Consider the following 22,324-nt stretch of genomic DNA (forward strand, 5'->3'; position numbering starts at 1 on the left):
GCGAAGACAAGGCTCACCAATTTTCCGCACGCCTTGCAATAGGCTAGGCGGTTTGCGCAGTTACGAATGTTCGCATTGGCCAACTTGATCTTTGCAAGACAAGCAATGGACACTACAACCCAATCTTCGCCTCATTGAAGCACTGCACCTCGCCGCGCTCATGCTGGCGGCCCACGGCGCTGGCCATGTCTTGCGGTAGTTCACAGCCTGCGCCTTGCCCCAGCTTCTGGCAGTGATCGGCCCGGGCGGCCCGGGTGCCTGAGCCTACGGCGCCCAGGCAGCGTGCGTAGTTGACGGTGCGGTCCACATCCCGGGCGTGGACCTCGGTGCGCTGGTGGGCTTCCAGGGCCTGCTGGTCGGCCTGCTCGCCGGGGAGGACCACGGCGTGGCGGTAGAGCGCGCCGCCCCCGGCCGCCAACAACAGGCAGCCCAGCGCCAGTGCCGTGCCGACGATGATCCGGTTCACGTCCATCACCCCCTGGGGAGGTTCACCCTCCCCTTGTGCAATGAACTCTAGCACCCGGCCCGCACCAGCGCCATGACCCGAAAAGGTGGCTGCAGGGGTCCGCAAAAGACAAAACCCGCCAGCGCTTCGCAGCACTGGCGGGTTTGTTTTTTATCTGGGGTGGCTGATGGGGCTCGAACCCACGACAACAGGAATCACAATCCTGGACTCTACCAACTGAGCTACAGCCACCGTTTGAGATTCAAATTATAACCCGGGTTTTTACCCTCCGGGTTTCAATTGTTCAATTTTCTGTCTGGGTGATGGTGAACTCGGAGGGGCGGGGCGCCTTGATCTCGACCTTGAAGCGCTCCTTGAGCATCTCGTAGTAGGCCACGCCTTCGGCGGTGCTCCACCACTGCATGAGCTGCATGCGCTCTTGCTGGGCGCGCTGGGCTTCGGGCTTGTCGCGGGGGACGATGCGGTTGACCTTGATCACGGCAAAGCCCTGGCCGGCGCCCAGGTCGACGCTGGTCCAGGCGGGCAGCTTGTCGGCGTTGGCGCGCAGGGCGGCGTCGATCAGGGGGCGCGGGTAGTTCATGGGCGTGTCGCGGGCGATCACGGCGGGGGCCGTGAGGCCGCTGGCGGTGTCGGGCTTGGCGGTGTACTCGGCCAGCTTGGCCTCGCCTTCCTTGCGCGCCAGCTCGGCGGCCTTTTCGGCCACGTACAGGGTGCGCACCTTGTCGCGGACCTTGTCCAGCGGCAGGGTTTCGGCCGGGGTGTACGAGGCGATGCGGCCAGACGCCATCTGGCTCGGGCCCACTTCGACGGCTTCGGTGTTGCGCTTGTTCTGCACCGAATCCGAGGAGAACAGCGCTTCGAGGAACTTGGCGTTGGCAAACGCGCCGGTGGCGCCGGGCACGGGGGTGCGGGTCACGCCGTTGGCGGTCTGCACCTTGAGCTTGAGTTTTTCGGCCACGGGGGCCAGGCTGTCGGCCTGCTCGTACACGCCGTTGGCAAAGGCCTCGGCCACTTCGGCGTACTTGCGCTGGGCCTGCTGGGCCTTGAGCTCCTTCTCCATCGAGGGGCGCAGCTCTTCGAAGGTGGGCTGGCGCGGCGTCTTGATGTCGGTGACCTGGATGATGTGGTAGCCGAAATCGGACTCCACCACGTCGCTGATGTCACCCTTCTTCAGGGCAAAGGCGGCGTCTTCAAACGGCTTGACCATGGCTTCGCGGGCAAAGAAGTTCAGGTCGCCACCCAGCGCGGCAGAGCCGGTGTCTTCCGACGACTTCTTGGCCACGTCGGCAAACGTGGCGGGCGCCTTGCGCACCTGGGCCAGCAGCTCGGTGGCGCGGGCCTTGGCCTTTTCGCGGTCGGCGGCGGACATGTCCTTGGGCGCCTTGATCAGGATGTGGCTTGCGCGGCGCTCTTCCTTGCCGGCCAGGCGGGCCACGTTTTCCTTGTAGTAGGTGCGCAGGTCGTCTTCGTTGAGCGTGATGCCGTCGCGCACGGAGTCGAGCGTGAGCAGCAGGTACTCGACGTTGGCCGACTCGAGCTGCTTGAACTGGTTGGGGTGGGCCTTGTAATAGGCTTCCAGGTCGGCATCGGTGGGCGTGACCTTGGCGGCGAAGTCGGCGGCGTTGAAGCGGGCGACCTGGATCTCGCGGCGCTGGTACAGCGCGTCGAGCGCCTGGCCGGTCTGCGCATCGGTCACGAAGGCCGAGCCGACCACGCCACCCAGGATCTGGTTGACCGACAGGTCGTTGCGCACGCGCGCTTCGAAGCCGGCGGGCGTGAGGCCCTGGCTGGCGACGAGGGTGCGGTAGCCTTCGGTGTCCATGGTGCCATCGGGGCGCTTGAGCGCGGCGATCTGGGGAATCTCGGCCAGGCTGCGGGCCAGGCGGGCGTCGCTGGTCACCATGTGCATCTTCTGCGCGGCGGCGGCCAGCACGCGTTCGCGCACCATGCGCTCCAGCGTGGCGTAGCGGGCTGCGGGCGAGTCGAGCATCTTCGCGTCCATGGTGGGCTGCTGCGCACGGATGCGGTCGCTCTCCGCACGGTGCGCGTTGTCCCATTCGGTCTGCGTGATCTTGTTGCCATCGACACGCGCAACCACGGCACTCTTTTCAGAGAAGTAGTTGCTGTCGATGCCTACCAGCACAAACGAAGGAATGATCAGCAAGAACAATAAGATCATCACGATCTTGGAGTGCTTGCGGATGGATTCAAACATGGTCGATCTTTCAGTGACAAAAAACAAAAGGCGAACTTGCGTTCGCCTTTTGGTCCGGTGGGGGTGGTGGGTCCTGACGGTCTCGAACCGCCGACCTACTCCGTGTAAAGGAGCCGCTCTACCAACTGAGCTAAGGACCCCACCTAAACGGGTCTTCAGTTCAAGGCGTCTTTCAAAGCCTTGCCTGGACGAAACTTCGGCACTTTAGCAGCTTTGATCTTGATCGTATCGCCCGTACGGGGATTACGACCGGTGCGGGCAGCGCGCTTGCCCACGGCAAAGGTGCCAAAACCGACGAGCGAAACGGTACCACCCTTTTTCAGGGTCTTCTTGACGGCCTCGATCGTGGATTCAAGGGCACGCGCTGCAGCGGCCTTGGAGATGTCGGCGTTGTTAGCGATGTGCTCGATCAGTTCGGTTTTGTTCACAAGAAGCCTCTCGGGAAAAGCGTTGATGAATGAAGTGTGTCTTGGGGTATCTGGTCTTCACACGTCAGAAGGCTCAACCGAGAGAGGCTGGATGTCTGCAGACGGGGGAATGACTGGCGTACACAGCAGGGGCTGCTGCATCAGATTAAAGCCATCGACTTTCAAGGTGTCAATACAACACGCCGTATAGCAACAGCGTTGGGCTGAATTCTAGTCGTATTTCACGCCCTGGCCGGGCTTGCGGCGCGCTTTTGTCTCAAACGCGCCGTATGCGCGGGATTCCCGATTGACATCCTTTACCCGTGCGGACAAGCCACCCGTGGGCGCCCCAAGAAGGGGCACTGCCGGGCCGCCGCGTCATGCCAATTTGTGATTTCGGATAGACGAAAAAGTCACTTCACACGGGCGCGGATTTCGGGCAATGCTTTCTGCAGGTAGTACACCATGGACCACACGGTGAGCACGGCCGAGGCCCAGATCAGCCAGGTGCCCCACACGCCCGTATCGATCACGCCGAGGATGCGACCGTCGTACAGCAAAAAGGGGATGGCCACCATCTGCACCGTGGTCTTGACCTTGCCGATCATGTGCACGGCCACGCTCTTGCTGGCCCCGATCTGGGCCATCCACTCGCGCAGGGCCGAGATGGCGATCTCGCGCCCGATGATGATCAGCGCCACGAACACGTCGGCGCGCTGCAGGTGCACCAACACCAGCAGCGACGCGCACACCAGGAACTTGTCGGCCACCGGGTCGAGGAAGGCGCCGAAGGACGAGGTCTGGTTGAGCTTGCGCGCCAAGTAGCCGTCGAGCCAGTCGGTGGCGGCGAACACCACGAACATCACCGTGGCGATGAGATTGCGCATGCCCGGGTCGATCGGCGCATAGAACACCCCCACGATCAAAGGTATCGCGACGATGCGCGTCCACGTCATCAGGGTGGGTATAGTCCAGAACATGGCCGCGATTGTGCACCACTGGTGGATAGCCTTCAGGCCTGAACTGACGCTCCGCCCGAACCGGGCACCGCGCTGGCACAAGCCACCTGCCGCCGATGGCCATGACAGGACACCTGGCAGCGCGGTTGCGGCGCGCAGGCGCCACGATGACGCCCCCTACCTCAAGGCCTTGTAGATCTCTTCCGCCAGGTCACGCGAGATGCCGTCCACGGTGATCAGGTCTTCCACGCTGGCGCTGGCCACGCCGCGCACGCCGCCAAAGCGCTGCAGCAGGCGCGCGCGCTTCTTGGGGCCCACGCCGGGGATCTCTTCGAGCTGGCCGCCGCCCACGCGCACCTTGGCGCGCGCGGCGCGCATGCCGGTGATGGCAAAGCGGTGCGCCTCGTCGCGGATCTGGGCCACCAGCATCAGCGCGGCCGAGTCCTTGCCCAGGTAGACCTTCTCGCGGCCGTCGGCGAACACCAGTTCCTCCAGCCCCACCTTGCGGCCCTCGCCCTTTTCCACCCCGACGATGCGCGTCAGGTCCAGCCCCAGCGCGGTGAACACCTCGCGCGCCACGCCCACCTGGCCCTTGCCGCCGTCGATCAGCACCAGGTCGGGCAGGCGGGCCACGCCCTTGGGCTTGACGGCGCCTTCTGCGTTGGCGGTATCGGGCGGCGGTGCGGCCGCAAAGTCGATGCCGCCGGCCTCGCGTGCGGCCTCCACCACCTTGCTGTAGCGGCGAGTGAGCACCTGGCGCATGGCGGCGTAGTCATCACCGCCGGTGATGCCCTCGATCTTGTAGCGGCGGTACTCGCTGCTCTGCATCTTGTGGTGGTGGAACACCACGCACGAGGCCTGCGTCGATTCGCCCGCTGTGTGCGAGATGTCGAAGCACTCGATGGTGAGCTGGTCCAGGTCCTCGGGCGGCAGGTCCAGCGCCTCCACCAGGGCGCGGGTGCGCGCCTGCTGCGAGCCCTCTTCGGCCAGCAGGCGGGCCAGTTGCAGGTCGGCGTTCTTTTGCGCCATGTCCAGCCAGGCGCGTCGCTGCTCGCGCGGCTGGTGGATGGCATTCACGCGCACGCCGGTCTGCTCCGACAGGGCCTCCATCAGCGCCTTGTCCACCGGCTCGCTGCACACCAGCACCGGCGGCACGGGCACGCCGATGTAGTGCTGGGCGATGAAGGCTTCGAGCACCAGCGCCTCCACACGGCGCTTGCGCGCTGTGGCGGCAGGAGCAGTATCGGCGCCGCCCTCCCCTTCGGCTACCGCTGGCACCACGGCATCCTCTTCCTCTTCATGGATGGCGGCCGCATCTTCCACATGCACCGGAAAGTACGGCCGGTCGCCCAGGTGCCGCCCGCCGCGCACCATGGCCAGGTTCACGCAGGCGCGGCCGCCCTGCACGCGCACGGCCAGAATATCCACGTCCTTGTCGTCCGTGGTCTCGATGGACTGCTGGTGCAGCACGCGCGACAGCGCCTGCATCTGGTTGCGCACATCGGCCGCCTGCTCGAATTCGAGCTTGTCCGAGTGCGCCATCATGCGCACCTCCATGGCGCGCAGCACCTCCTGCGTCTCGCCGCGCAGCAGCGCCTCGGCGTGCTGCACGTCGGCGGCATAGGCCTCGGGCGAGATCAGGTTCACGCACGGCCCCGTGCAGCGCTTGATCTGGAACAGCAGGCAGGGCCGCGTGCGGTTGGCAAACACCGTGTCTTCGCAGGTGCGCAGGCGAAACACCTTCTGCAGCAGCTGGATCGACTCCTTCACCGCCCAGGCGCTCGGGTACGGCCCGAAGTAGCGGTGCTTCTTGTCCACCGAGCCCCGGTAGTACGCCATTCGCGGAAACACCTGCGAGGGCGACTCCCCCTTGCTCTGCCCCACTGGCGCGCCCGGCGCACCGGTGATCTTGAGGTAGGGGTAGCTCTTGTCGTCGCGGAACAGGATGTTGAACTTGGGGTTCTGCGTCTTGATCAGATTGTTTTCAAGCAGCAGCGCCTCTGCCTCGGAGCGCACCACCGTGGTCTCGATGCGCGCGATCTTGCTCACCATGTGGCCAATGCGCGTGCCGCCATGGTTCTTGGTGAAATAGCTCGACACCCGGCGCTTGAGGTGCCGCGCCTTGCCCACGTAGAGCAGCGCGCCCTGCGCGTCGAAATAGCGGTACACGCCCGGCAGCGGCGGCAACGCGGCCACCTGGGCCAGCAGTTCTTCGGAATGCACTTCTTCTTCGGACATGGGGGCTATTGTCGCGGCAACGCAGGCAGGGCTTACAGACCACGCGGCCCGGCGGCCGATGGGCAGGGGCCGGGCAGGTAACGGGCAGGTGAGGGGCAGGCGCCATCGCGTGGGCGCAGTTACGGGTGCGGTATTCTCAAGCCAACTGGCACTCTATCCCCGGATTCTTCATGATCATTCAACCCCGCATACGCGGCTTCATCTGCGTCACGGCGCACCCCCTGGGCTGCGAGGCCAACGTTCGCCAGCAGATCGATTACGTCAAGGCGCGCGGCCCCCTCGGCGGCCCAGGCGGGGCACCCAAGCGCGTGCTGGTGATCGGCGCATCCACCGGCTACGGCCTGGCCGCCCGCATCACCGCTGCCTTTGCGGGCGGCGCGGGCACACTCGGCGTCTTCTTCGAACGCCCCGGCACGCCGGACAAGCCAGGCTCCGCCGGCTGGTACAACACCGCCGCCTTCCACCAGCAGGCGGCAGCCGAGGGCCTGTACGCGGCCAGCATCAACGGCGATGGGTTCTCCGACGAGGTCAAGCAGCAGACCATCGAGACCATCCGGCGCGACTGGGGCCAGGTGGACCTGGTCGTCTACAGCCTTGCCGCGCCCAGGCGCAAGCACCCCCGCACCGGGGAAGTCTTCAACTCCACACTCAAGCCCATCGGCCAGGCCATCCAGGTGCGCAGCCTCGACACCGACAGCGCGGTGATCAAGGAGACTGCCCTGCAGCCTGCGACACAGAAGGAAATCGACGACACCGTGGCAGTGATGGGCGGTGAGGACTGGCAGATGTGGATCGACGCCCTGCAGGCCGCCGGCGTGCTGGCCGACGGTGCCAAGACGACCGCCTTCACCTACCTGGGCGAGCAGATCACCCGCGACATCTACTGGAACGGCTCCATCGGCGCCGCCAAGAAAGACCTGGACCGCCGGGTCATCGGCATCCGCAACCAACTGGCCGCCCACGGTGGCGATGCGCGCGTATCGGTGCTCAAGGCCGTGGTCACCCAGGCCAGCTCCGCCATCCCCATGATGCCGCTGTACCTGTCGCTGCTGTTCAAGGTCATGAAGGCGCAGGGCACCCACGAAGGCTGCATCGAACAGGTCGATGGGCTCTTTCGCGACAGCCTGTATGGCGCAGCACCCCGCTTGGACGCAGAAGGCCGCCTGAGGGCCGACGAGAAGGAACTGGAGGAAAAAGTCCAGGCTCCCGTCGGCCAGGCCTGGCACCAGGTAACCACCGAGAACCTGCGCGAGACCACGGATTTCGCAGGCTACCAATCGGAGTTCCTGCGCCTGTTCGGATTCGGGGTCGAAGGCGTCGACTACGGGGCCGATGTGGCGACGGACGTGCAGATACCCGGCGTCGTTAGCGTCTGAACGAAGCCTGCAGGCAGCCGCACGGGCAAGGGCGCGGGCAACGCCGATGCGCGTTGGCGCGCGCAGCACTCACTTTGCCTTGCGCCTGGCCCTGGCAGCCGGGCCATGGCCCCGTTCTCGCGCGGCAGTGCCCGCCAGCCGGTGCAGCACACCCCGCAACGCTGCGGCCGCAACCCCCAGGGCCAGGCCCTGGTGCTCTCGGCCATGGGCGGGCTGGTGCCGGCCAGCCTGCTGTCGTCGGTGCCGCAGGTCACAGTGACCCCCGCCCACGCCGCGCTGGCCGTTGGCCTGCTCATGCAGGGCAGCAACCTGGGCCAGGCGCTGGGCCCGCTGCTGGTCGGCAAGGCGGTGGACCACCATGGCTGGCCGGCGGCGGCGGTGCGCGTGGTGATCGCTGCGCTGGCGATGGCGGGCGCGGTGCGCTGGCGGGTGGGTGCTGAGGGCTCTTGAACAGCCAGCCCGTACCATAGCGCCCACGGCTCTGCCCAAACCTGCCGTGAACGGCAGGCACCCTCAAATCATTCCGGTTTACACACTCACCATGGGTCCCGTTCATCGCTCTGTTGCCACACTCCGATTCATGGGGGACGACCTTGATCCTGATGAGATAACAGCGTTACTGCGTTACCTACCGACACAGGCCTACCGCATGGGCGAGCAAATCATGGGTAGCAACGGCAGGATTCGCATTGCCAGAACCGGTAGCTGGCGGCTGCATGCCACCGAGAGCAAGCCGCAAGACTTGAATGCCCAAATCGCTGAACTCCTTGATCCGCTCACCTCGGACCTGCATATCTGGGCCCATCTCAACAGCAGATACCAACTCGATCTGTTCTGCGGAATTTTCTTGAACAGTTCAAACGAAGGGCTGTGCCTGTCTCCTCAATCGCTGCGCGCGTTGGGGGAGCGGGGCATAGAACTTGACTTGGACATTTACAGCGCAGACGACTGAGTCCGACCCCGACGTTCGTCCGCGACAGCCCCCTCAGCCAGCACCACCCAGGGTGGCCAGCACCCGCTGCGCCACACGGGCCGCCTCCTGCGGCCGCTCCCTGAGCCACGCATGCAGGTGGTGCCCCGCGCCGTCAAGCCGCAGAACCTCTACGCTCCGGGCCTTGCGGGCACGCCGGATGTATTGGTCCTCCACCTGCCGTGGGATCACCGCATCCTCGGCGCCCAGCACCAGCAGCAAGCGCCCCTCGAAGCGTTCGAGCGCATCGAAGGCAGGTGACGCCGCAAAGTCACTCGTCGCGCGGATCACCTGCTGGAATGCAGGCCCGAAGGGCACCTCCAGCGCCGCAGCCTCATAGGCGGCCGGGCAATACAGCACCAGCGCAGGCGGGGCCAGCGCCTCGATCAGCGAGCACGCAATATGGCCGCCCATGCTGGACGCGATCAACGACACGGCTTGGGGCATCTTGAGAAAATCCACCACCGCCAGGGCTTGCTGCGCCCGGTCGCGCAGGCCCGACGCGGCCAGGTCACCCGCGCTCTCGCCCTGCCCCGCAAAGTCGAACGCCACGCTGGAATGGCCGCGGTCAGCCAGAAAGTCCAGCAAGGGCTGGTACCCCAGACGCGACGATGCGCCACCGCCATGCAGGGCCACGGTGCGTGGCGCGCTGTGGGATGGGCTGTGGGTAGTGGTTCCGCGCAGTTGAACGTCGCGAAACGGGAGCTGAAAATGCTCGACGGTTAGCATGCTTTCGGATGGTTGCGGTGCGCCCTAGGCGCTAAGGTCAGGCATCGGCCGGTCGCCTTGCTGCAAACAGTTGGGAGGCTTGCAGCGCAAGTTCATTGTCATAGTGCGGCGACTTCTCTAAATGCAACAAGACATCCAGCCCCAGCAATGGATCCGGATCCGCCGCAGCCAGGTCCAATAGTCGTGAAAGACTCCGCTTGTCCGGGTTCTTGCGTAGCCACCAATGGAACGCTCCATTGCGGTTATGCTCCGCCCCCTCTTCATGGCCTGGCGCGTAGCCCGCAAGCTGCCAGACGAACAGGTCGTCAACATACATGCCGGACGACAGCCACTCATTCGGGAATCTCATCAACTGCAAGAATTCGGTCTTGTTCATGGGTACTCAAGGCACGCCCGCGTGCCTTCTGAGGCATCGCACCGATGCCCGATAGCTCAAGTCTAACTTCCTGCAAGAATGCGCACCGCAACGCAAACGGGACCAGTCCACGCCCACCAAACTGGAGTAAACGATGATCGCCCGCCGCGCTATCGCATCCGACATGGACGCCGTGGTCGCCCTGTACCGCGAGCTGCGGCCGCACGACCCACCGCTGGCCCCTGACCGGGCCCTGGAGCTGTGGAACAACGTCCACGACAGCCCCCACTCCTTCATCGCGGTGTGCGAACACGAAGGCCAGGTAGGCGCGACCTGCATGCTGGCCCTGGTGGCCAACCTGGCCAGCGAAGGCCGTCCCATCGGCTTCATCGAGCACGTGGTCACCGCATCGGCCGCGCGGCGCAAGGGCCTGGCAGAGGCATGCCTCCAGTTCGCGGTCCATGAAGCCTGGCGCCTTGGCTGCTGCAAGGTGGTGTTGCTCTCGGGTGCCCAGCGGCCGCAAGCCCACCGCCTCTACGAAAAACTGGGCTTCAACGGGGATACGGAGCGGGGCTTCGTGATCAAGCAGCCGATGGAGTGAGCGTCTCGCACTCCGCCCGCACACCCAGCGGCAGCACACACAGCCTGACGCCATCGAGCGTCAACACCAGGCCCAGCTGCCCGCCCACCTGCACGATCCCGCAGGTGGTCGTGGCGGCGGTGGCCGCATGCGCCGAAGCCGGGGCACCCGATGCCGACATGGCCCGCACCACCGCACGCACCGGCGGCTGGCCCAGCATGGCCCACAGCGCCTGCGGGTCGCGCAGCTGAAGCGCCTGCAGGTAGACGCGGAAGGCGGCCTCCTCGCGCTCGCCCGGTTCAGACGGGGACAAGGGCTCGGCAGTGCCACCCGCCTCGGCTTGCCGCAGCCGCAGCAGCGCCCGCCGCAGCTGCTGGCGGCTGCCGGCCTCGGTCTTGCCGCCGGCCTGGGCCAGCTCGGCGTGGCTGGCCTCGAACACTTCGTACAGCAGCACTGCGGCCCCATCGGCTGGTGCCAACCGGGCTGCGAGCAGGCGCAAGGCACTCTCGGCCTGCTGCGCCATTGCCAGATCCTCTTCGGCCGAGGGTGACGCACGCACCGGGTCGCTGGCGCCCATGTCTGCCAGCCACTGTTGCATCCACTGCCGGCGCCGCAGCCGGTCGATGGCCAGGTTGCGCACCACGGTGTGCAGCCAGGCCTGCGCGGCATCGAGTCCGTACAAAGTGGCCGTGTTGGCCTCCAGCACGCGCACATAGGCATCCTGCACGGCATCCTCGGCCTCTGCCGGGCCCAGCAGGCGCGCGGCGGCACGCACCAGGCTGCGGCGGTAGGATGGGTCTGTCAGGGGCAGGTGGTGGCGGTCATCGAGCATCCACAAATCTTGCCATAGCACCGCGCACTCTGCTGGCGCGGCCACACGGGCCATGTCACGAAACCGCAGGCTCGTTCGTCAAGGCAGTTCATCTCCATCCAAGGACCCCTCCATGTACTACGCCTCAGACGACACCCCTCCCCCACCCTCCAGCGCCACCGAGCCGCGCACCTCCTACCTGGAGGAAAAGGCCTTCAAGGCGCGCACCCTGCTGATCTTCGGCACCGTGACCGACGTGACCGCCGCCGACGTCACGCGCCGCCTCATCGCGCTCGATGCCGAGGGCCCCGAGCCCATCGACATCATCGTCAGCTCGCCCGGCGGCCACCTCGAATCGGGCGATGCCATCCACGACATCGTGCGCTTCATCGCCGCGCCGGTGAACATGATCGGCACCGGCTGGGTCGGCAGCGCGGCCACCCACTTGTACCTGGCGGCCCCGCGCGAGCGGCGCTACTGCCTGCCCAACACACGCTTTCTGATCCACCAGCCCAGCGGCGGCGCCGGCGGCCAGGCCACCGACATCGCCGTGCAGGCGCGCGAGATCGTCAAGGCCCGCGAGCGCATTGCCCGCACCATCGCCCGCGAGACCGGCAAGCCCATCGAAGTGGTGCTGGCCGACATCGAGCGCGACCACTGGCTCTCGGCCGAGGAGGCCGTGGAGTACGGGCTGGTGTCGCGGGTCATCGAGCGCAAGACCGAGCTGGGCAGGGCCTGAAGCACAGGCTGAATCCTCGTAAGCAGATGAAACGGCCTGCGTGAATTACAGGAGATCGGGGACACTGGCTCGAACCACCTACGCGAGGACCGACCATGAAGAGCTGGCCCCCTGCTTCCTTGACAAGCGCCGCCGCACTGGCCCTGGCGGGCGTGTTGACGGCCTGCGGTGGCGGGGGCGGCGGCAGCAGTGACCCCGGCTCCGGCGGTGCGCAACTGCCGGCCCGCGAGGCCCTGATCGCCCGCGCCAAGGCGCTGGAGCTCAACACGCCCTACGTGCCGCCGCCGGGCGACGTGCTGGAGCACCAGACGGCGGGCTATGCCAAGACCATGTGCTCCGCCGTGTTCATCACCGGGCTCCACCCCGATGTGGCTGCCGAAAGCGTGGGCTACTTCACCGGCCCCTACGAGCAGCGCAAGCGCGTGGCCAAGCCGCTGGTGGACCGCGAGCGCAAGGAAGTACGCATTGCCATCCCGGGCGGTGCGACCATGATCGCACGCCACTATGGATCGCAGGGCTGCGTGGCGCTGCCGCCAGGGCAGGACAACGTATTCTTCACCCCCACGCCCGTGCGCAGCACGCTGCCCGACGCCGCCACCCTGCCCTGGCCCATGGGCGACCTGCTGCCCACCGATGCGCCATCCGGCTACGACACGGGCCGCGCGGCCCAGGCGGTGGATGCGGCATTCTCGCTGCCGGACGCCTTCACCACGGCCTTCGTGGTGACCTACAAGGGCCGCGTCATCGGCGAGCGCTACATGCCCGGCGTCACACGCACCACGCCGCTCGAATCCTGGTCCATGGGCAAGAGCGTGGTCGCCACGCTGATGGGCGTGCTGGTGCGCCAGGGCGAGTACAGGCTCGATCAACCGGCGCCCATCCCCGAATGGCAGGCCGCGGGCGACCCGCGCCAGCAGATCAAGATCGCCGACATCCTGCACATGTCCAGCGGGCTGCGCATCAAAGCGCCCGACGACCCGGACTTCGACCCCGCAGGAACCTACCCCGACCACACCTACCTGTACACCGGGCGCGTCAACTCGTTCAACTATGCCGCCACCCGGCCGCAGCAATGGCCGCCCAACACGGTGGGGCGCTACCGCAACACCGACCCGGTGCTGGCCAGCTACCTGGTGCGCCTGGCCGTCGAAAAGCGCGGCGAGGATTACCTGTCCTTCCCCCAGCGCAACCTGTTCGACAAGATCGGCATCCGCTCCATGGTGATGGAGACCGACCCCTACGGCAACTTCCTCACCCAGGGCTACGAGTACATGGCCGCACGCGACTGGGCGCGCCTGGCCAACCTGTACCTGCAGGACGGCGTGTGGAACGACGAGCGTATCCTGCCCGAGGGCTTCGCCAGCTTCGTGAGCACGGTGGCGCCCGCGTGGGCTGCAGACAAGCGCCCCATCTACGGCGGCTTCTTCTGGCTCAATGGCACCGGCACCTTCCCCGCACTGCCCACCTCGGCCTACTACATGCTAGGTGCGGGCGGGCAGTTCACAATCATCGTCCCCTCGCACGACCTGGTGGTGGTGCGCATGGGCTTCGACAAGGGCGAACGCCTGGCGGGCGCGGGTTTGCAGCGGGCACTCACCTTGCTCATGGAGGGGTTGCCGCGCACGCGGTAATCCGGGCGCGCCCCGCCGCCTGTGCTGCATGCACCGCGCGCTCCAAATCTGCACAACCTGTATGCTCCGCAGATTCATCCACCCACCCATCCGGCCCCCGCATGTCAACAGCGCTTATCGTGATCTTTGTGATCGTTGCCGCCCTGGCAGCCTGCGGCGCGCTCAGCTGGAAGCTGTACGAAATCAACGAAGGCACGGCCTTCAACAGGGTCCGCTACGAGCAGCATGTGGGGCAGTTGCGGGTAGCACTTCAGGCGTCGGAGGCCAAGCTTGCGCTGGTCAGGGAAGCGTTCGAATCCCCCACGGGCGTCGCCGCCCGGGTCGGCGCCCAGCAGGAGCTGGCGACAGCCATCCGCACCTACGCGCCCCACCTGCCCACCAGGTACCGGCACACCCTGAGCTCACTGCAGGCGAACGAGAAGTTCTTTCTCAGCCTGCACAAGGCGGTGCCCGGTTTATTTTCGGACCCGATCAAGACGCGGCTCGACAAGCACAAGCCCATCCGCGACGACTTTTTCGAGATCGACAAAACTGATCTGATCGCAGAGGCCGGGGTGCTGCTGCTGCGGGCCAGGGATGTCCTCAGCGCCGCAGACGCGCCCCCCAGCCTGGACCTGGGCGCCAAGCACATCGTCGCCGCAATATCGCAAGGCCTGCAGATCGGCACCAAGCGCAGCCCCAAGCTGGCCGAAATCGTGGAAGCCTGGAACGTGCAGATGGAGCCCGACGCGGCGTAGCGTAGCGTGGGGGTGGCCATCGGCGTCGCAGATGCGGTGATCGATGCCAAGGCTGCAGTGCGGTTGCGCGCCCTTTTGCAGATCACAGGAGCCAGACAGGTGCGGCCCGCTTCTATTGGGCATGTAGAAAGCAAAAGTCCAACGTGTGCAAGCCGATGACGGAGCCCACCGACGCCGCCGGGTCCACATGAAACTCCGGCTTTCTGCCCCACCCTGCCAACACCTCCACCAAACATGTCCCCTGCACCAGGCCAGACAGCCGGTTGTGCGTGGATGAAAACTGCAGGAATTTCGACGCCCGGATGCGCTCCACCAGATACGCGATGGTGCAATGTTCGTCCACCGCGTAGACGGCTTGCAGCGGCCCCGCCTGGTCGTCGGCAGAGCAGCAGGCCTGCCGGGTGACCTGGATATCCATGGTTGTGGATTTTTCGGCGCCAGGGCCCCTATGCATGGGGGACTTCATTGCAGAAAAGCGCAATCTTGTTCCCCACCGGGTCCCTGACATACGCGACAAAGAAGTTCTTGCTGTACGCGGCGCGAAACCCGGGCGAGCCCTCGTCCGTGCCCCCGGCGGCAACCGCCGCCGCATGCACCTGCCGCACGGCATCGTGCGACCCGGCGCGAAACGCCGCCATCGAACCGTTGCCAACGGTCGCCGGCTTTCCGTCGAAAGGCGGCTTCACGTAGACGACGCAGGGGCTGCCGGATTGGCTGGCATGCTCGTCGGGCAGCGAGAACGCCAGGCCTTCGCTGTCAACCTGCTTGCGGTAACCCAGCGGCTCCAGCAACGCAGAGTAGAAGCGGTCCGACGCGTTCATGTCGTTCGCGCCCAGGGTGATGTAGCTCAGCATGGCAGCAGGGCTCCCAAAAGGTCGGGCATCCAGCATAAACGAAGGCTACCACCCACCCCACCAACGCGCGCAGCAGCCCAAACGCACGGCAATGGCTGTGGCCCCCTCCCCCATTTGGGTGCCTGCCAAGACCGACCCCCGCTTCTACAATTGTTGACAAAGAAGAGAGGAAGTAGGGAGAGGGCCCGCAAGGGCCCAGTGGCTTGCCGGTTTGTCCCCGGGCTTGCCTGGCGTGTCTCATCCACCAGTGAGGTACCGCCGGGCAGGCCCGGGGCACATTTCAACCCCAGTCACGACCACCGAGAAGCGCTATCGGCCAACGGCCATGGCGTTGCTTGGCATGGGCGCTAGTGACGGGCATGTCATGCGTCACACTGGCGCCACTCGCCACGGCATTCGCCGCCCCGTGCGCCATTCACGACTGCGGGGTCGACCAGCCACCCCCCAGCGCCTTGTACAACGTGACGCCATTGTTCAGCCGTGCCAAGCGCGTGACGATCAGTGTCTGGCGCGCGCTGTACCAGGTGCGCTGGGCGTCCAGCACGTCCAGGTAGCTGTCCACCCCCCGGTCAAAGCGGGCCTGCGACATCTGCAGCACCTCGCCACTGGCTTGCACCAGCGCGGTTTGCGCCTGCAGTTGATCGCCGACGGCGCTGCGTTGCGCCAGCGCGTCCGCCACCTCGCGAAACGCGGTCTGGATGGCTTTCTCGTACTGCGCCACCGCGATGTCGCGCGCAGCCATGGCGCTGTCCAGGTTGGCCTGGTTGGCCCCACCGTCAAAGATGGGCAGGCTGATCTGCGGGATGAAACTCCAGCTGCCCGAGCCCGCCTTGAACAGGCCCGACAGGTCTGCACTGCCGCTGCCCGCCGTGGCCGTCAGGCTGATGCGTGGATAGAACGCCGCCCGCGCCGCGCCGATGTTGGCGGTGGCGGCCTTGAGCTGGTGCTCCGATTGCAGCAGGTCGGGCCGGCGCTGCAACAGATCCGACGGCACGCCCGCTGGCAACTCGGGCAAGGCATTCAGTGTGTCGCCCAGAGCGTCGGGCTCCTGCGCCTGGGGCACCTGCGCGCCCAGCAGCAGCGCCAGGGCGTTGCGGTCTTGCGCCACCTGGCCGGTGTAGCGGGCCACGTCCACGCGGGCGCTCTCCACGCTGGTTTGCAGCTGGCGCAGCGTCAGGGCAGACGCCGCGCCCAGTTCAAAGCGCGTCTGCGTCAGCCGGTACGACTCGCCCTGGCTGCGCAAGGTCTCGCGGGCCAAGGCCAGCCGCTCCAGGTCGGCGGCCCAGTTCAGGTAGGTTGTGGTCACCTCGCCCACCAGGCTGATCTGGGTGGCGTGGCGCGCCTCCTCAGTGGCCAGAAACTGCTGCAGCGCCTGATCGCTCAGGTTGCGCACACGGCCAAACAGGTCCAGCTCATAGGCGCTCACCCCCAGATTGGCGCTGTACTGGTGGCTGGTCACCGCCGCGCCGGTGCCCGACAAGCCGGCCGGCGTACGCGCCGCAGTGCCGCTGCCCGCAGCGTTGACGCTGGGCAGTGTCTGCGCGTCCTGCACACGGTACTGCGCGCGGGCCTGCTCGATGTTGAGGATGGCCACGCGCAGATCGCGGTTGTTGGCCAGTGCCAGTTCGATCAGGCGGCGCAGTTTGGCATCTGCAAAAAAATCGCCCCAGGCCAGGCTGGCAATGGCCGGGCCATCGGCCGACGCGGCGGGGTACACCGCCGGCACCACGGCAGCAGGCCGCTCGTAATGCGGTGCCAGGTTGGCGCAACCGCTCAGCAGCAGCGCTGCAGCCACAAGGGTCAGGGTCAGGGAACGAGGCATGTCAGTGGCCCTCCGAAAAAACAGGCGCGGCAACAGGGGCGGCATCGGCAGCTACGGGCTTTTTGCCGCCGAAGAACTGCTGCACGATCACGAAGAACAATGGGACGAAGAAGATGGCCAGCACCGTGCCAGACACCATGCCCCCCACCACGGCGGTACCCAGCGCGTTCTGCGCACCGGCGCCAGCGCCCTTGCTCAGCATGAGGGGCAGCACCCCCAGGATGAACGCCAGCGAGGTCATCAGGATGGGCCGCAACCGCATGCGCGCGGCGGTGATGGCCGACTCGACCAGCGGCATGCCCTTGGCATACAACTCCTTGGCGAACTCGACGATCAGGATCGCGTTCTTGGACGCCAGTCCCACCGTGGTCAGCAGGCCGACCTGAAAGTACACGTCGTTCATCTTCCAGGTCAGCACTGCGGCGGCCAGCGTGCCCAGCACCCCCAGCGGCACCACCAGCAGCACCGAGAACGGAATCGACCAGCTCTCGTACAGTGCCGCCAGGCACAGAAAGACGACCAGGATGGACACCGCATACAGCAGCGCAGCCTTGCCACCGGCCTCCCGCTCCTGTCGCGACACGCCCGTCCACTCGAAACCGATGCCGGCGGGCAGCTCGGCCGCATGGCGCTCCACCATGTCCAGCGCCTGACCGCTGGACATGGCGCCGGGCATCGCCATGCCCATGATCTCCACAGATGGCACGCCGTTGTAGCGCTCCAGCCGGGGCGAGCCGGTAATCCAGCCCGAGGTCGAGAACGCACTGAACGGAACCATCGTGCCGCTGCTGTTGCGCACATACCATTTGTCGATGTCCGAAGGCGACATGCGATGGGCTGCATCGGCCTGCAGGAAGACCTTTTTCACACGGCCCTTGTCGATGAAGTCATTCACGTAGCTGCTGCCCCAGGCGGCGGAGAAGGTGTTGTTGATGTCGCCCATCGACAGCCCCAGCGCACCCGCCTTGTGCTCATCGATCTCCAGGCGGAACTCGGGTGCGTCCTCCATGCCGTTGGGCCGCACGGCCACCAGGCCAGGCTCTTTCATCAAGGCCCCCAAGAGCTGGTTGCGCGCCTGCATGAGTGCCGCGTGGCCCAGGTTGCCCCGGTCCTGCAGCATCAGGTCGAAGCCGCTGGCATTGCCCAGCTCGGAAACTGCGGGGGGCGCAAATGCAAACACCGAGGCATTGCGGATCTGCGACAGTGCGCCCATGGCCTTGTTGGCCACAGCCTGTGCCTTCAGGCCAGGCGCCGTGCGCTCGTCCCAGGCCTTGAGCTTGATGAACGCGAAGCCCGTGTTCTGCCCACTGCCCGCAAAGCTGAAGCCAGCTACCGTGAAGATGGCGTCGACGGCGTCCTTTTGCTCTTCCAGAAAATGGTGCTGCACCTGCTCGAGCACCTTCTCCGTGTTCTTCTGGGTGGCGCCAGGTGGCAATTGCACGATGGCAAACAACGTGCCCTGGTCTTCGTCGGGCAAGAATCCGGCGGGGATCTTGGTGAACACAAAGCCCACGGCCACCACCACGATGGCGTAGCCCACCATCCAGCGCCCGCCGCGTTTGAGCATGCGCTGCACCACGCCCTGGTAGCCCCGGTTGCTGCGGTCGAAGGCGCGGTTGAAGGCGCCAAAGAACCCCTTGTCGGTCAGCGCATGGCCCTTGGGCACCGGCTTGAGCAGCGTGGCGCACAGGGCCGGCGTGAGCACCATGGCCACCAGCACCGACAGCGTCATTGCCGAGACGATGGTGACGGTGAACTGGCGGTAGATGACGCCCGTGGAACCACCGAAAAACGCCATGGGCACGAACACGGCGGCCAGCACCAGCGCCACGCCCACCAGGGCGCCCGTGATCTGCCCCATGGATTTGCGGGTCGCCTCCAGCGGCGAGAGCCCCTCTTCGCCCATCACCCGCTCGACGTTCTCGACCACCACGATGGCATCGTCCACCAGCAAGCCGATGGCCAGCACCATCGCCAGCATGGTCAGGGTGTTGAGCGAATAGCCAAACGCAGCCAGCACGCCAAAGGTGCCCAGCAGCACCACCGGCACGGCGATGGTAGGGATGAGCGTGGCGCGCCAGTTCTGCAGGAACAGGTACATCACCACGAAGACCAGCACCACAGCCTCCACCAGCGTCTTGATCACTTCCTGGATGGAGATACGCACGAACGGCGTGGTGTCATACGGCTTGATGACCTTGACACCAGGGGGGAAGAACCTGGACAGCTCTTCCAGCTTGGCATCCACCGCCTTGACGGTGTTCAGTGCATTGGCGCCCGTGGCCAGCTTGATGGCCAGGCCGGCGGCGGGCTTGCCGTTGAAATGGGCCACCGTGGCGTAGTTCTCACTGCCCAGCTCGATGCGCGCCACGTCGCTCAGCCGCACGGCTGCGCCGTTGGCCTGCGTGCGCAGCAAGATGGTGGCGAACTCATCGGCCGTCTTCAGCCGGGTTTGCGCGGTGATGGTGGCATTGAGCTCCTGATTGGCCGCCGATGGCAGGCCTCCCAGTTGGCCGGCAGACACCTGCGCGTTCTGGGCCTGTATGGCGGCCTTCACATCCAGCGGTGTCAGGTTGAAGCTGTTGAGCTTGCTGGGGTCCAGCCAGATGCGCATGGCGTACTGCGAGCCAAACAGCGTGGTGTCACCCACGCCCTCCACGCGGCTGATGGGGTCCTGCACGTTCGCGGCCACATAGTCCGACAGGTCGGAGCCATTGAGCTTGCCGTCCTCCGAAACGAAGGCCAGCACGTTCAGGAAGTTGTTCGCCGACTTGGTGACCTGCACGCCCTGCTGCTGCACCTCTTGCGGCAGCAGCGGCGTGGCCAGGGCCAGCTTGTTCTGCACCTGCACCTGGGCGGTGTCCGGATTGGTGCCATTCTCGAAGGTCAGAGTGATGGTCACGTTGCCCGACGACTCGCTGCTCGACGCGATGTAGGACAGCCGGTCCAGCCCCTTCATCTTCTGCTCGATGACCTGGGTGACGGTGTCTTCCAGCGTCTTGGACGACGCCCCAGGGTAGGACGCCGATATGGCGATGGCAGGAGGTGCGATGGTGGGGTATTGGGAGATGGGCAGCGTGAGCACTGCCATCACGCCCGCCAGCATCGTGATGATGGCGAGCACCCATGCAAAGATGGGGCGGTCTATGAAAAAACGGGCCATGGTGGTCTCTGTTGGCGGTGCTCAATGGGCCACGGCGGTGGCGGCGGTAGCGCCGGGGGCGGCAGCAGCGGTGCTGGTGGCCGCCACCTTCTGGGTGGCAGCCGACTTGTGCGATGGGGCAGGCGCGTAGGGCTGCGGCTGCACCGGCTGGCCGGCGCGCACTTTTTGCTGGCCCTCGACCACGACCATGTCGCCTGCCTTGAGCCCGTCGCGCACCAGCCACTGCTCGCCCACCGCACGGTCGGTGACCAGGGCACGCTGCTCCAGCTTGCCGTCGCTGCCCAGCACGAATGCATAGGGCTTGCCCGTGGCATCGCGGCCCACGGCCGGTTGCGGCACCAGCAAGGCCTGCTCCAGCACGCCCTCTTCCAGCACGGCGCGCGCATACATGCCGGGCAGCAGCTCGGCGCGCGGGTTGGGGAACTCGGCGCGCAAGGTCACCGCCCCGGTGGCCTGGTCCACCGTCACGTCGGAAAACTGCAGCGTTCCGGCCTGCGCATAGACACTGCCGTCCTCCAGCACCAGCCGTACCTTGGCCGTGCCGCTCTTGAGCGTGCCCGCATCCATGGACCGCCTGAGCGCCAGCAGCGCGGTCGTGGACTGGGTCACATCCACATAGATCGGGTTCAGCTGCTGCACCGTGGCCAGGGCGTTGGCCTGGTTCGCCGTCACCAACGCACCCGGCGTTACCGCCGAGCGCCCGATGCGCCCACTGATGGGCGACGTGATGCGGGTGTAGTCCAGGTTGATGCGCTGCGTTTGCAACGTCGACTTGGCAGAGCTGACCTCCGCCTCGGCCTGCAGCAGCGCAGCAGCAGCATCGTCCGCATCCTGCTGGCTCACCGCCTTGATGGCGGCCAGCTCCTTGAACCGCCCCGCCTTGAGCCGCACCGTGACCAGATTGGCTTCGGACTTGGACAGCGTGGCCTGGGCGCTGTCCACATTGGCGCGGTACACCGCTGGATCGATCTGGTACAGCACATCGCCCGCCTTCACGTCGCTGCCCTCCTTGAAGCGGCGCTGCAGCACCAGCCCCGTGATCTGGGGCCGCACCTCGGCAATCAGAGCGGGGGCGACACGGCCCGGCAACTCGGTCGTAAGCGGCAGGCGCTGGGGCTGCACGGTGACCACGCTGACCTGGGGGACGCCCTGGCCCCCCGCGGCAGGGGGCTGGGGTGCTTCGCCACAGGCAGCCAGCGCCAGGGCTGAAACGGCAGCCATCCAGGCCACGGGTCGTTGAATAGCGGTATGCATGCGCATGGAAAGAACTCCTGGGCCCAGGCATCTCGCAATGCCAGGCAGACACAAACAGGTCAAAAATGAAGGTTTTAACTGTACCGAACGGTACGGTATGGTTAATTATCAAATTGACACAGCCCGCCTGTCAAGCAAAAATGGACTCATCGGTACACTTAAGGAGACAACATGAAGGTTCGGACGGAAGCGCGCCGCGAGGCGATCCTGGAGGTCGCCTCGGAGGTTTTTCTGGAACTTGGCTTCGAACGCGCCTCCATCGCCGAGATCGTTCGCCGCATCGGGGGCTCCAAATCGACCATCTACGGCTACTACCCGTCCAAGGAGGCCCTTTTTCAGGCGGTTACCCTGGCAGCGGGCGAGAGGCACATCCGCACCGCCTTCGATGAACTGGCGGCCCACGACATCCGCAGCGGCATCCATGGCGTGCTAGGCAGCTTCTGCAACAAGCTGGTGCAGTTTCTGTGCAGCCCGCAAATGCAGGCCACCCACCGCATGGTGCTGGCCGAGGCGGGGCACTCGAACATGGGCGAGTTGTTCTACGAGGCAGGGCCTGGGCGGGGTGCTTGCGAACTGGCGGAGTTCTTCAGCGCCGCCATGGAAAACGGCCATCTGCGCAAGGCGGATCCGCTGGTGGCGGCGCTGCAGCTGTTTTCGCTGCTGAACGCGGAAATTCAGCTTCGCTGGTACTACAGGGCCCCGCCACCGCTGACAGAGCAGGAGATGCAAGGTGTGGCCGAGCGCGCACTGGCCACCTTTTCCAGGGCGTATGGCGTGCCCCTTGCCACACCGGACGGCGAGATGGCGGAACCAGTGGACACCCCATGCACACCGTGAAAACAGCGGGGAGAGACAAGGCAGGTCCAGTACGTCCATCCCGATGAAGAACCGGAGAAGGGGCCAACGCAGCGCCCACTGCGCGAACGACAAACCATGCGCACCTTCGCCATGAGCCTGCTGACCAGGCAGGCCCTGCTAGGGCCTGTTCACACTAATTTCGGGGTCGCGAAGGCCCTTG

At 65.9% G+C, this 22,324-nt stretch carries 21 protein-coding genes and 2 tRNA genes; 8 read left to right on the top strand and 15 right to left on the bottom strand.

Going from position 1 to position 22,324, the window contains the following annotated elements:
• Positions 1–112: 112 nt before the first annotated feature.
• From QYL93_RS28280 to uvrC, 7 genes are all read right to left on the bottom strand, one after another.
• Positions 113–472, bottom strand: a complete 360-nt coding sequence (locus QYL93_RS28280; RefSeq protein ID WP_305746794.1) for a hypothetical protein — start codon at positions 470–472, stop codon at positions 113–115.
• Positions 473–621: 149 nt separating this feature from the next.
• Positions 622–697 (bottom strand) — tRNA-His (locus QYL93_RS28285).
• A 52-nt stretch (positions 698–749) separates the two neighbouring features.
• Positions 750–2,681, bottom strand: a complete 1,932-nt coding sequence (locus QYL93_RS28290) for a SurA N-terminal domain-containing protein (protein ID WP_305746795.1) — start codon at positions 2,679–2,681, stop codon at positions 750–752.
• A 64-nt stretch (positions 2,682–2,745) separates the two neighbouring features.
• Positions 2,746–2,821, bottom strand: a tRNA-Val gene (locus QYL93_RS28295).
• 15 nt (positions 2,822–2,836) lie between these two features.
• Complete coding sequence (locus QYL93_RS28300; protein WP_007858657.1) at positions 2,837–3,109, bottom strand: HU family DNA-binding protein; 273 nt, start codon at positions 3,107–3,109, stop codon at positions 2,837–2,839.
• A 392-nt stretch (positions 3,110–3,501) separates the two neighbouring features.
• On the bottom strand, positions 3,502–4,068 hold the full coding sequence (gene pgsA, locus QYL93_RS28305; protein WP_057200909.1) for a CDP-diacylglycerol--glycerol-3-phosphate 3-phosphatidyltransferase: 567 nt from the start codon (positions 4,066–4,068) through the stop codon (positions 3,502–3,504).
• 156 nt (positions 4,069–4,224) lie between these two features.
• Positions 4,225–6,285: an excinuclease ABC subunit UvrC gene (gene uvrC, locus QYL93_RS28310; RefSeq protein WP_305746796.1), complete on the bottom strand. Its 2,061-nt coding sequence runs from the start codon at positions 6,283–6,285 to the stop codon at positions 4,225–4,227.
• Between the two features lie 170 nt (positions 6,286–6,455).
• Between uvrC and fabV the strand changes: the two genes are divergently transcribed.
• The 3 genes from fabV to QYL93_RS28325 all read left to right on the top strand — a co-directional run bounded on the left by fabV (position 6,456) and on the right by QYL93_RS28325 (position 8,613).
• Positions 6,456–7,661 (top strand): enoyl-ACP reductase FabV, encoded by a 1,206-nt coding sequence (gene fabV / locus QYL93_RS28315; protein ID WP_305746797.1) that lies wholly within the window; start codon positions 6,456–6,458, stop codon positions 7,659–7,661.
• Between the two features lie 105 nt (positions 7,662–7,766).
• Entirely contained in the window at positions 7,767–8,111 is a 345-nt protein-coding gene (locus QYL93_RS28320) for a hypothetical protein (protein ID WP_305746798.1), read from the top strand.
• Positions 8,112–8,202: 91 nt separating this feature from the next.
• Positions 8,203–8,613 (top strand): DUF4279 domain-containing protein, encoded by a 411-nt coding sequence (locus QYL93_RS28325; RefSeq protein ID WP_305746799.1) that lies wholly within the window; start codon positions 8,203–8,205, stop codon positions 8,611–8,613.
• Positions 8,614–8,646: 33 nt separating this feature from the next.
• Here QYL93_RS28325 and QYL93_RS28330 read toward each other — a convergent pair whose 3' ends face one another.
• Together QYL93_RS28330 and QYL93_RS28335 are read right to left on the bottom strand one after the other, a co-directional pair.
• Positions 8,647–9,360 (bottom strand): alpha/beta fold hydrolase, encoded by a 714-nt coding sequence (locus QYL93_RS28330; protein WP_305746800.1) that lies wholly within the window; start codon positions 9,358–9,360, stop codon positions 8,647–8,649.
• 37 nt (positions 9,361–9,397) lie between these two features.
• Complete coding sequence (locus tag QYL93_RS28335) at positions 9,398–9,736, bottom strand: hypothetical protein (protein WP_305746801.1); 339 nt, start codon at positions 9,734–9,736, stop codon at positions 9,398–9,400.
• 133 nt (positions 9,737–9,869) lie between these two features.
• Here QYL93_RS28335 and QYL93_RS28340 point away from each other — a divergent pair, with 133 nt between their 5' ends.
• Positions 9,870–10,316 carry a GNAT family N-acetyltransferase gene (locus tag QYL93_RS28340; RefSeq protein ID WP_305746802.1) on the top strand — a complete coding sequence of 149 codons (447 nt, stop codon included), beginning with the start codon at positions 9,870–9,872 and terminating at the stop codon, positions 10,314–10,316.
• Here QYL93_RS28340 and QYL93_RS28345 read toward each other — a convergent pair.
• A complete protein-coding gene (locus tag QYL93_RS28345; protein ID WP_305746803.1) occupies positions 10,297–11,127 on the bottom strand; it encodes a sigma-70 family RNA polymerase sigma factor in 831 nt (276 codons plus the stop codon). The two genes, QYL93_RS28340 and QYL93_RS28345, sit on opposite strands and share 20 nt — an antisense overlap.
• Before the next feature lie 112 nt (positions 11,128–11,239).
• On the opposite strand from QYL93_RS28345, the gene QYL93_RS28350 reads away from it, so the two are divergent.
• The 3 genes from QYL93_RS28350 (at position 11,240) to QYL93_RS28360 (ending at position 14,213) form a co-directional block, all read left to right on the top strand.
• A complete protein-coding gene (locus QYL93_RS28350; protein ID WP_305746804.1) occupies positions 11,240–11,845 on the top strand; it encodes an ATP-dependent Clp protease proteolytic subunit in 606 nt (201 codons plus the stop codon).
• Between the two features lie 95 nt (positions 11,846–11,940).
• The gene (locus QYL93_RS28355) at positions 11,941–13,476 is read left to right on the top strand and encodes a serine hydrolase (protein ID WP_305746805.1); all 1,536 of its coding nucleotides are present in this window, start codon (positions 11,941–11,943) and stop codon (positions 13,474–13,476) included.
• Positions 13,477–13,577: 101 nt separating this feature from the next.
• Positions 13,578–14,213: a hypothetical protein gene (locus QYL93_RS28360; protein WP_305746806.1), complete on the top strand. Its 636-nt coding sequence runs from the start codon at positions 13,578–13,580 to the stop codon at positions 14,211–14,213.
• A 112-nt stretch (positions 14,214–14,325) separates the two neighbouring features.
• Here the strand turns inward: QYL93_RS28360 and QYL93_RS28365 are convergent, their stop codons facing one another.
• The 5 genes from QYL93_RS28365 to QYL93_RS28385 form a co-directional block, all read right to left on the bottom strand.
• Positions 14,326–14,631 (bottom strand): hypothetical protein, encoded by a 306-nt coding sequence (locus QYL93_RS28365; RefSeq protein ID WP_305746807.1) that lies wholly within the window; start codon positions 14,629–14,631, stop codon positions 14,326–14,328.
• A 28-nt stretch (positions 14,632–14,659) separates the two neighbouring features.
• Positions 14,660–15,067, bottom strand: a complete 408-nt coding sequence (locus QYL93_RS28370; RefSeq protein ID WP_305746808.1) for a VOC family protein — start codon at positions 15,065–15,067, stop codon at positions 14,660–14,662.
• A 415-nt stretch (positions 15,068–15,482) separates the two neighbouring features.
• Positions 15,483–16,889: an AdeC/AdeK/OprM family multidrug efflux complex outer membrane factor gene (gene adeC / locus QYL93_RS28375; protein ID WP_305746809.1), complete on the bottom strand. Its 1,407-nt coding sequence runs from the start codon at positions 16,887–16,889 to the stop codon at positions 15,483–15,485.
• A gap of 1 nt (position 16,890) precedes the next feature.
• Entirely contained in the window at positions 16,891–20,052 is a 3,162-nt protein-coding gene (locus QYL93_RS28380) for an efflux RND transporter permease subunit (protein ID WP_305746810.1), read from the bottom strand.
• A gap of 21 nt (positions 20,053–20,073) precedes the next feature.
• Positions 20,074–21,306: an efflux RND transporter periplasmic adaptor subunit gene (locus tag QYL93_RS28385; RefSeq protein WP_370877060.1), complete on the bottom strand. Its 1,233-nt coding sequence runs from the start codon at positions 21,304–21,306 to the stop codon at positions 20,074–20,076.
• A gap of 171 nt (positions 21,307–21,477) precedes the next feature.
• On the opposite strand from QYL93_RS28385, the gene QYL93_RS28390 reads away from it, so the two are divergent.
• Positions 21,478–22,143 (top strand): TetR/AcrR family transcriptional regulator, encoded by a 666-nt coding sequence (locus tag QYL93_RS28390; RefSeq protein WP_305746812.1) that lies wholly within the window; start codon positions 21,478–21,480, stop codon positions 22,141–22,143.
• Positions 22,144–22,324: the final 181 nt, after the last annotated feature.

It is taken from the genome of Acidovorax sp. A1169 (genome assembly GCF_030704685.1).
Lineage (GTDB): Bacteria > Pseudomonadota > Gammaproteobacteria > Burkholderiales > Burkholderiaceae_C > Acidovorax.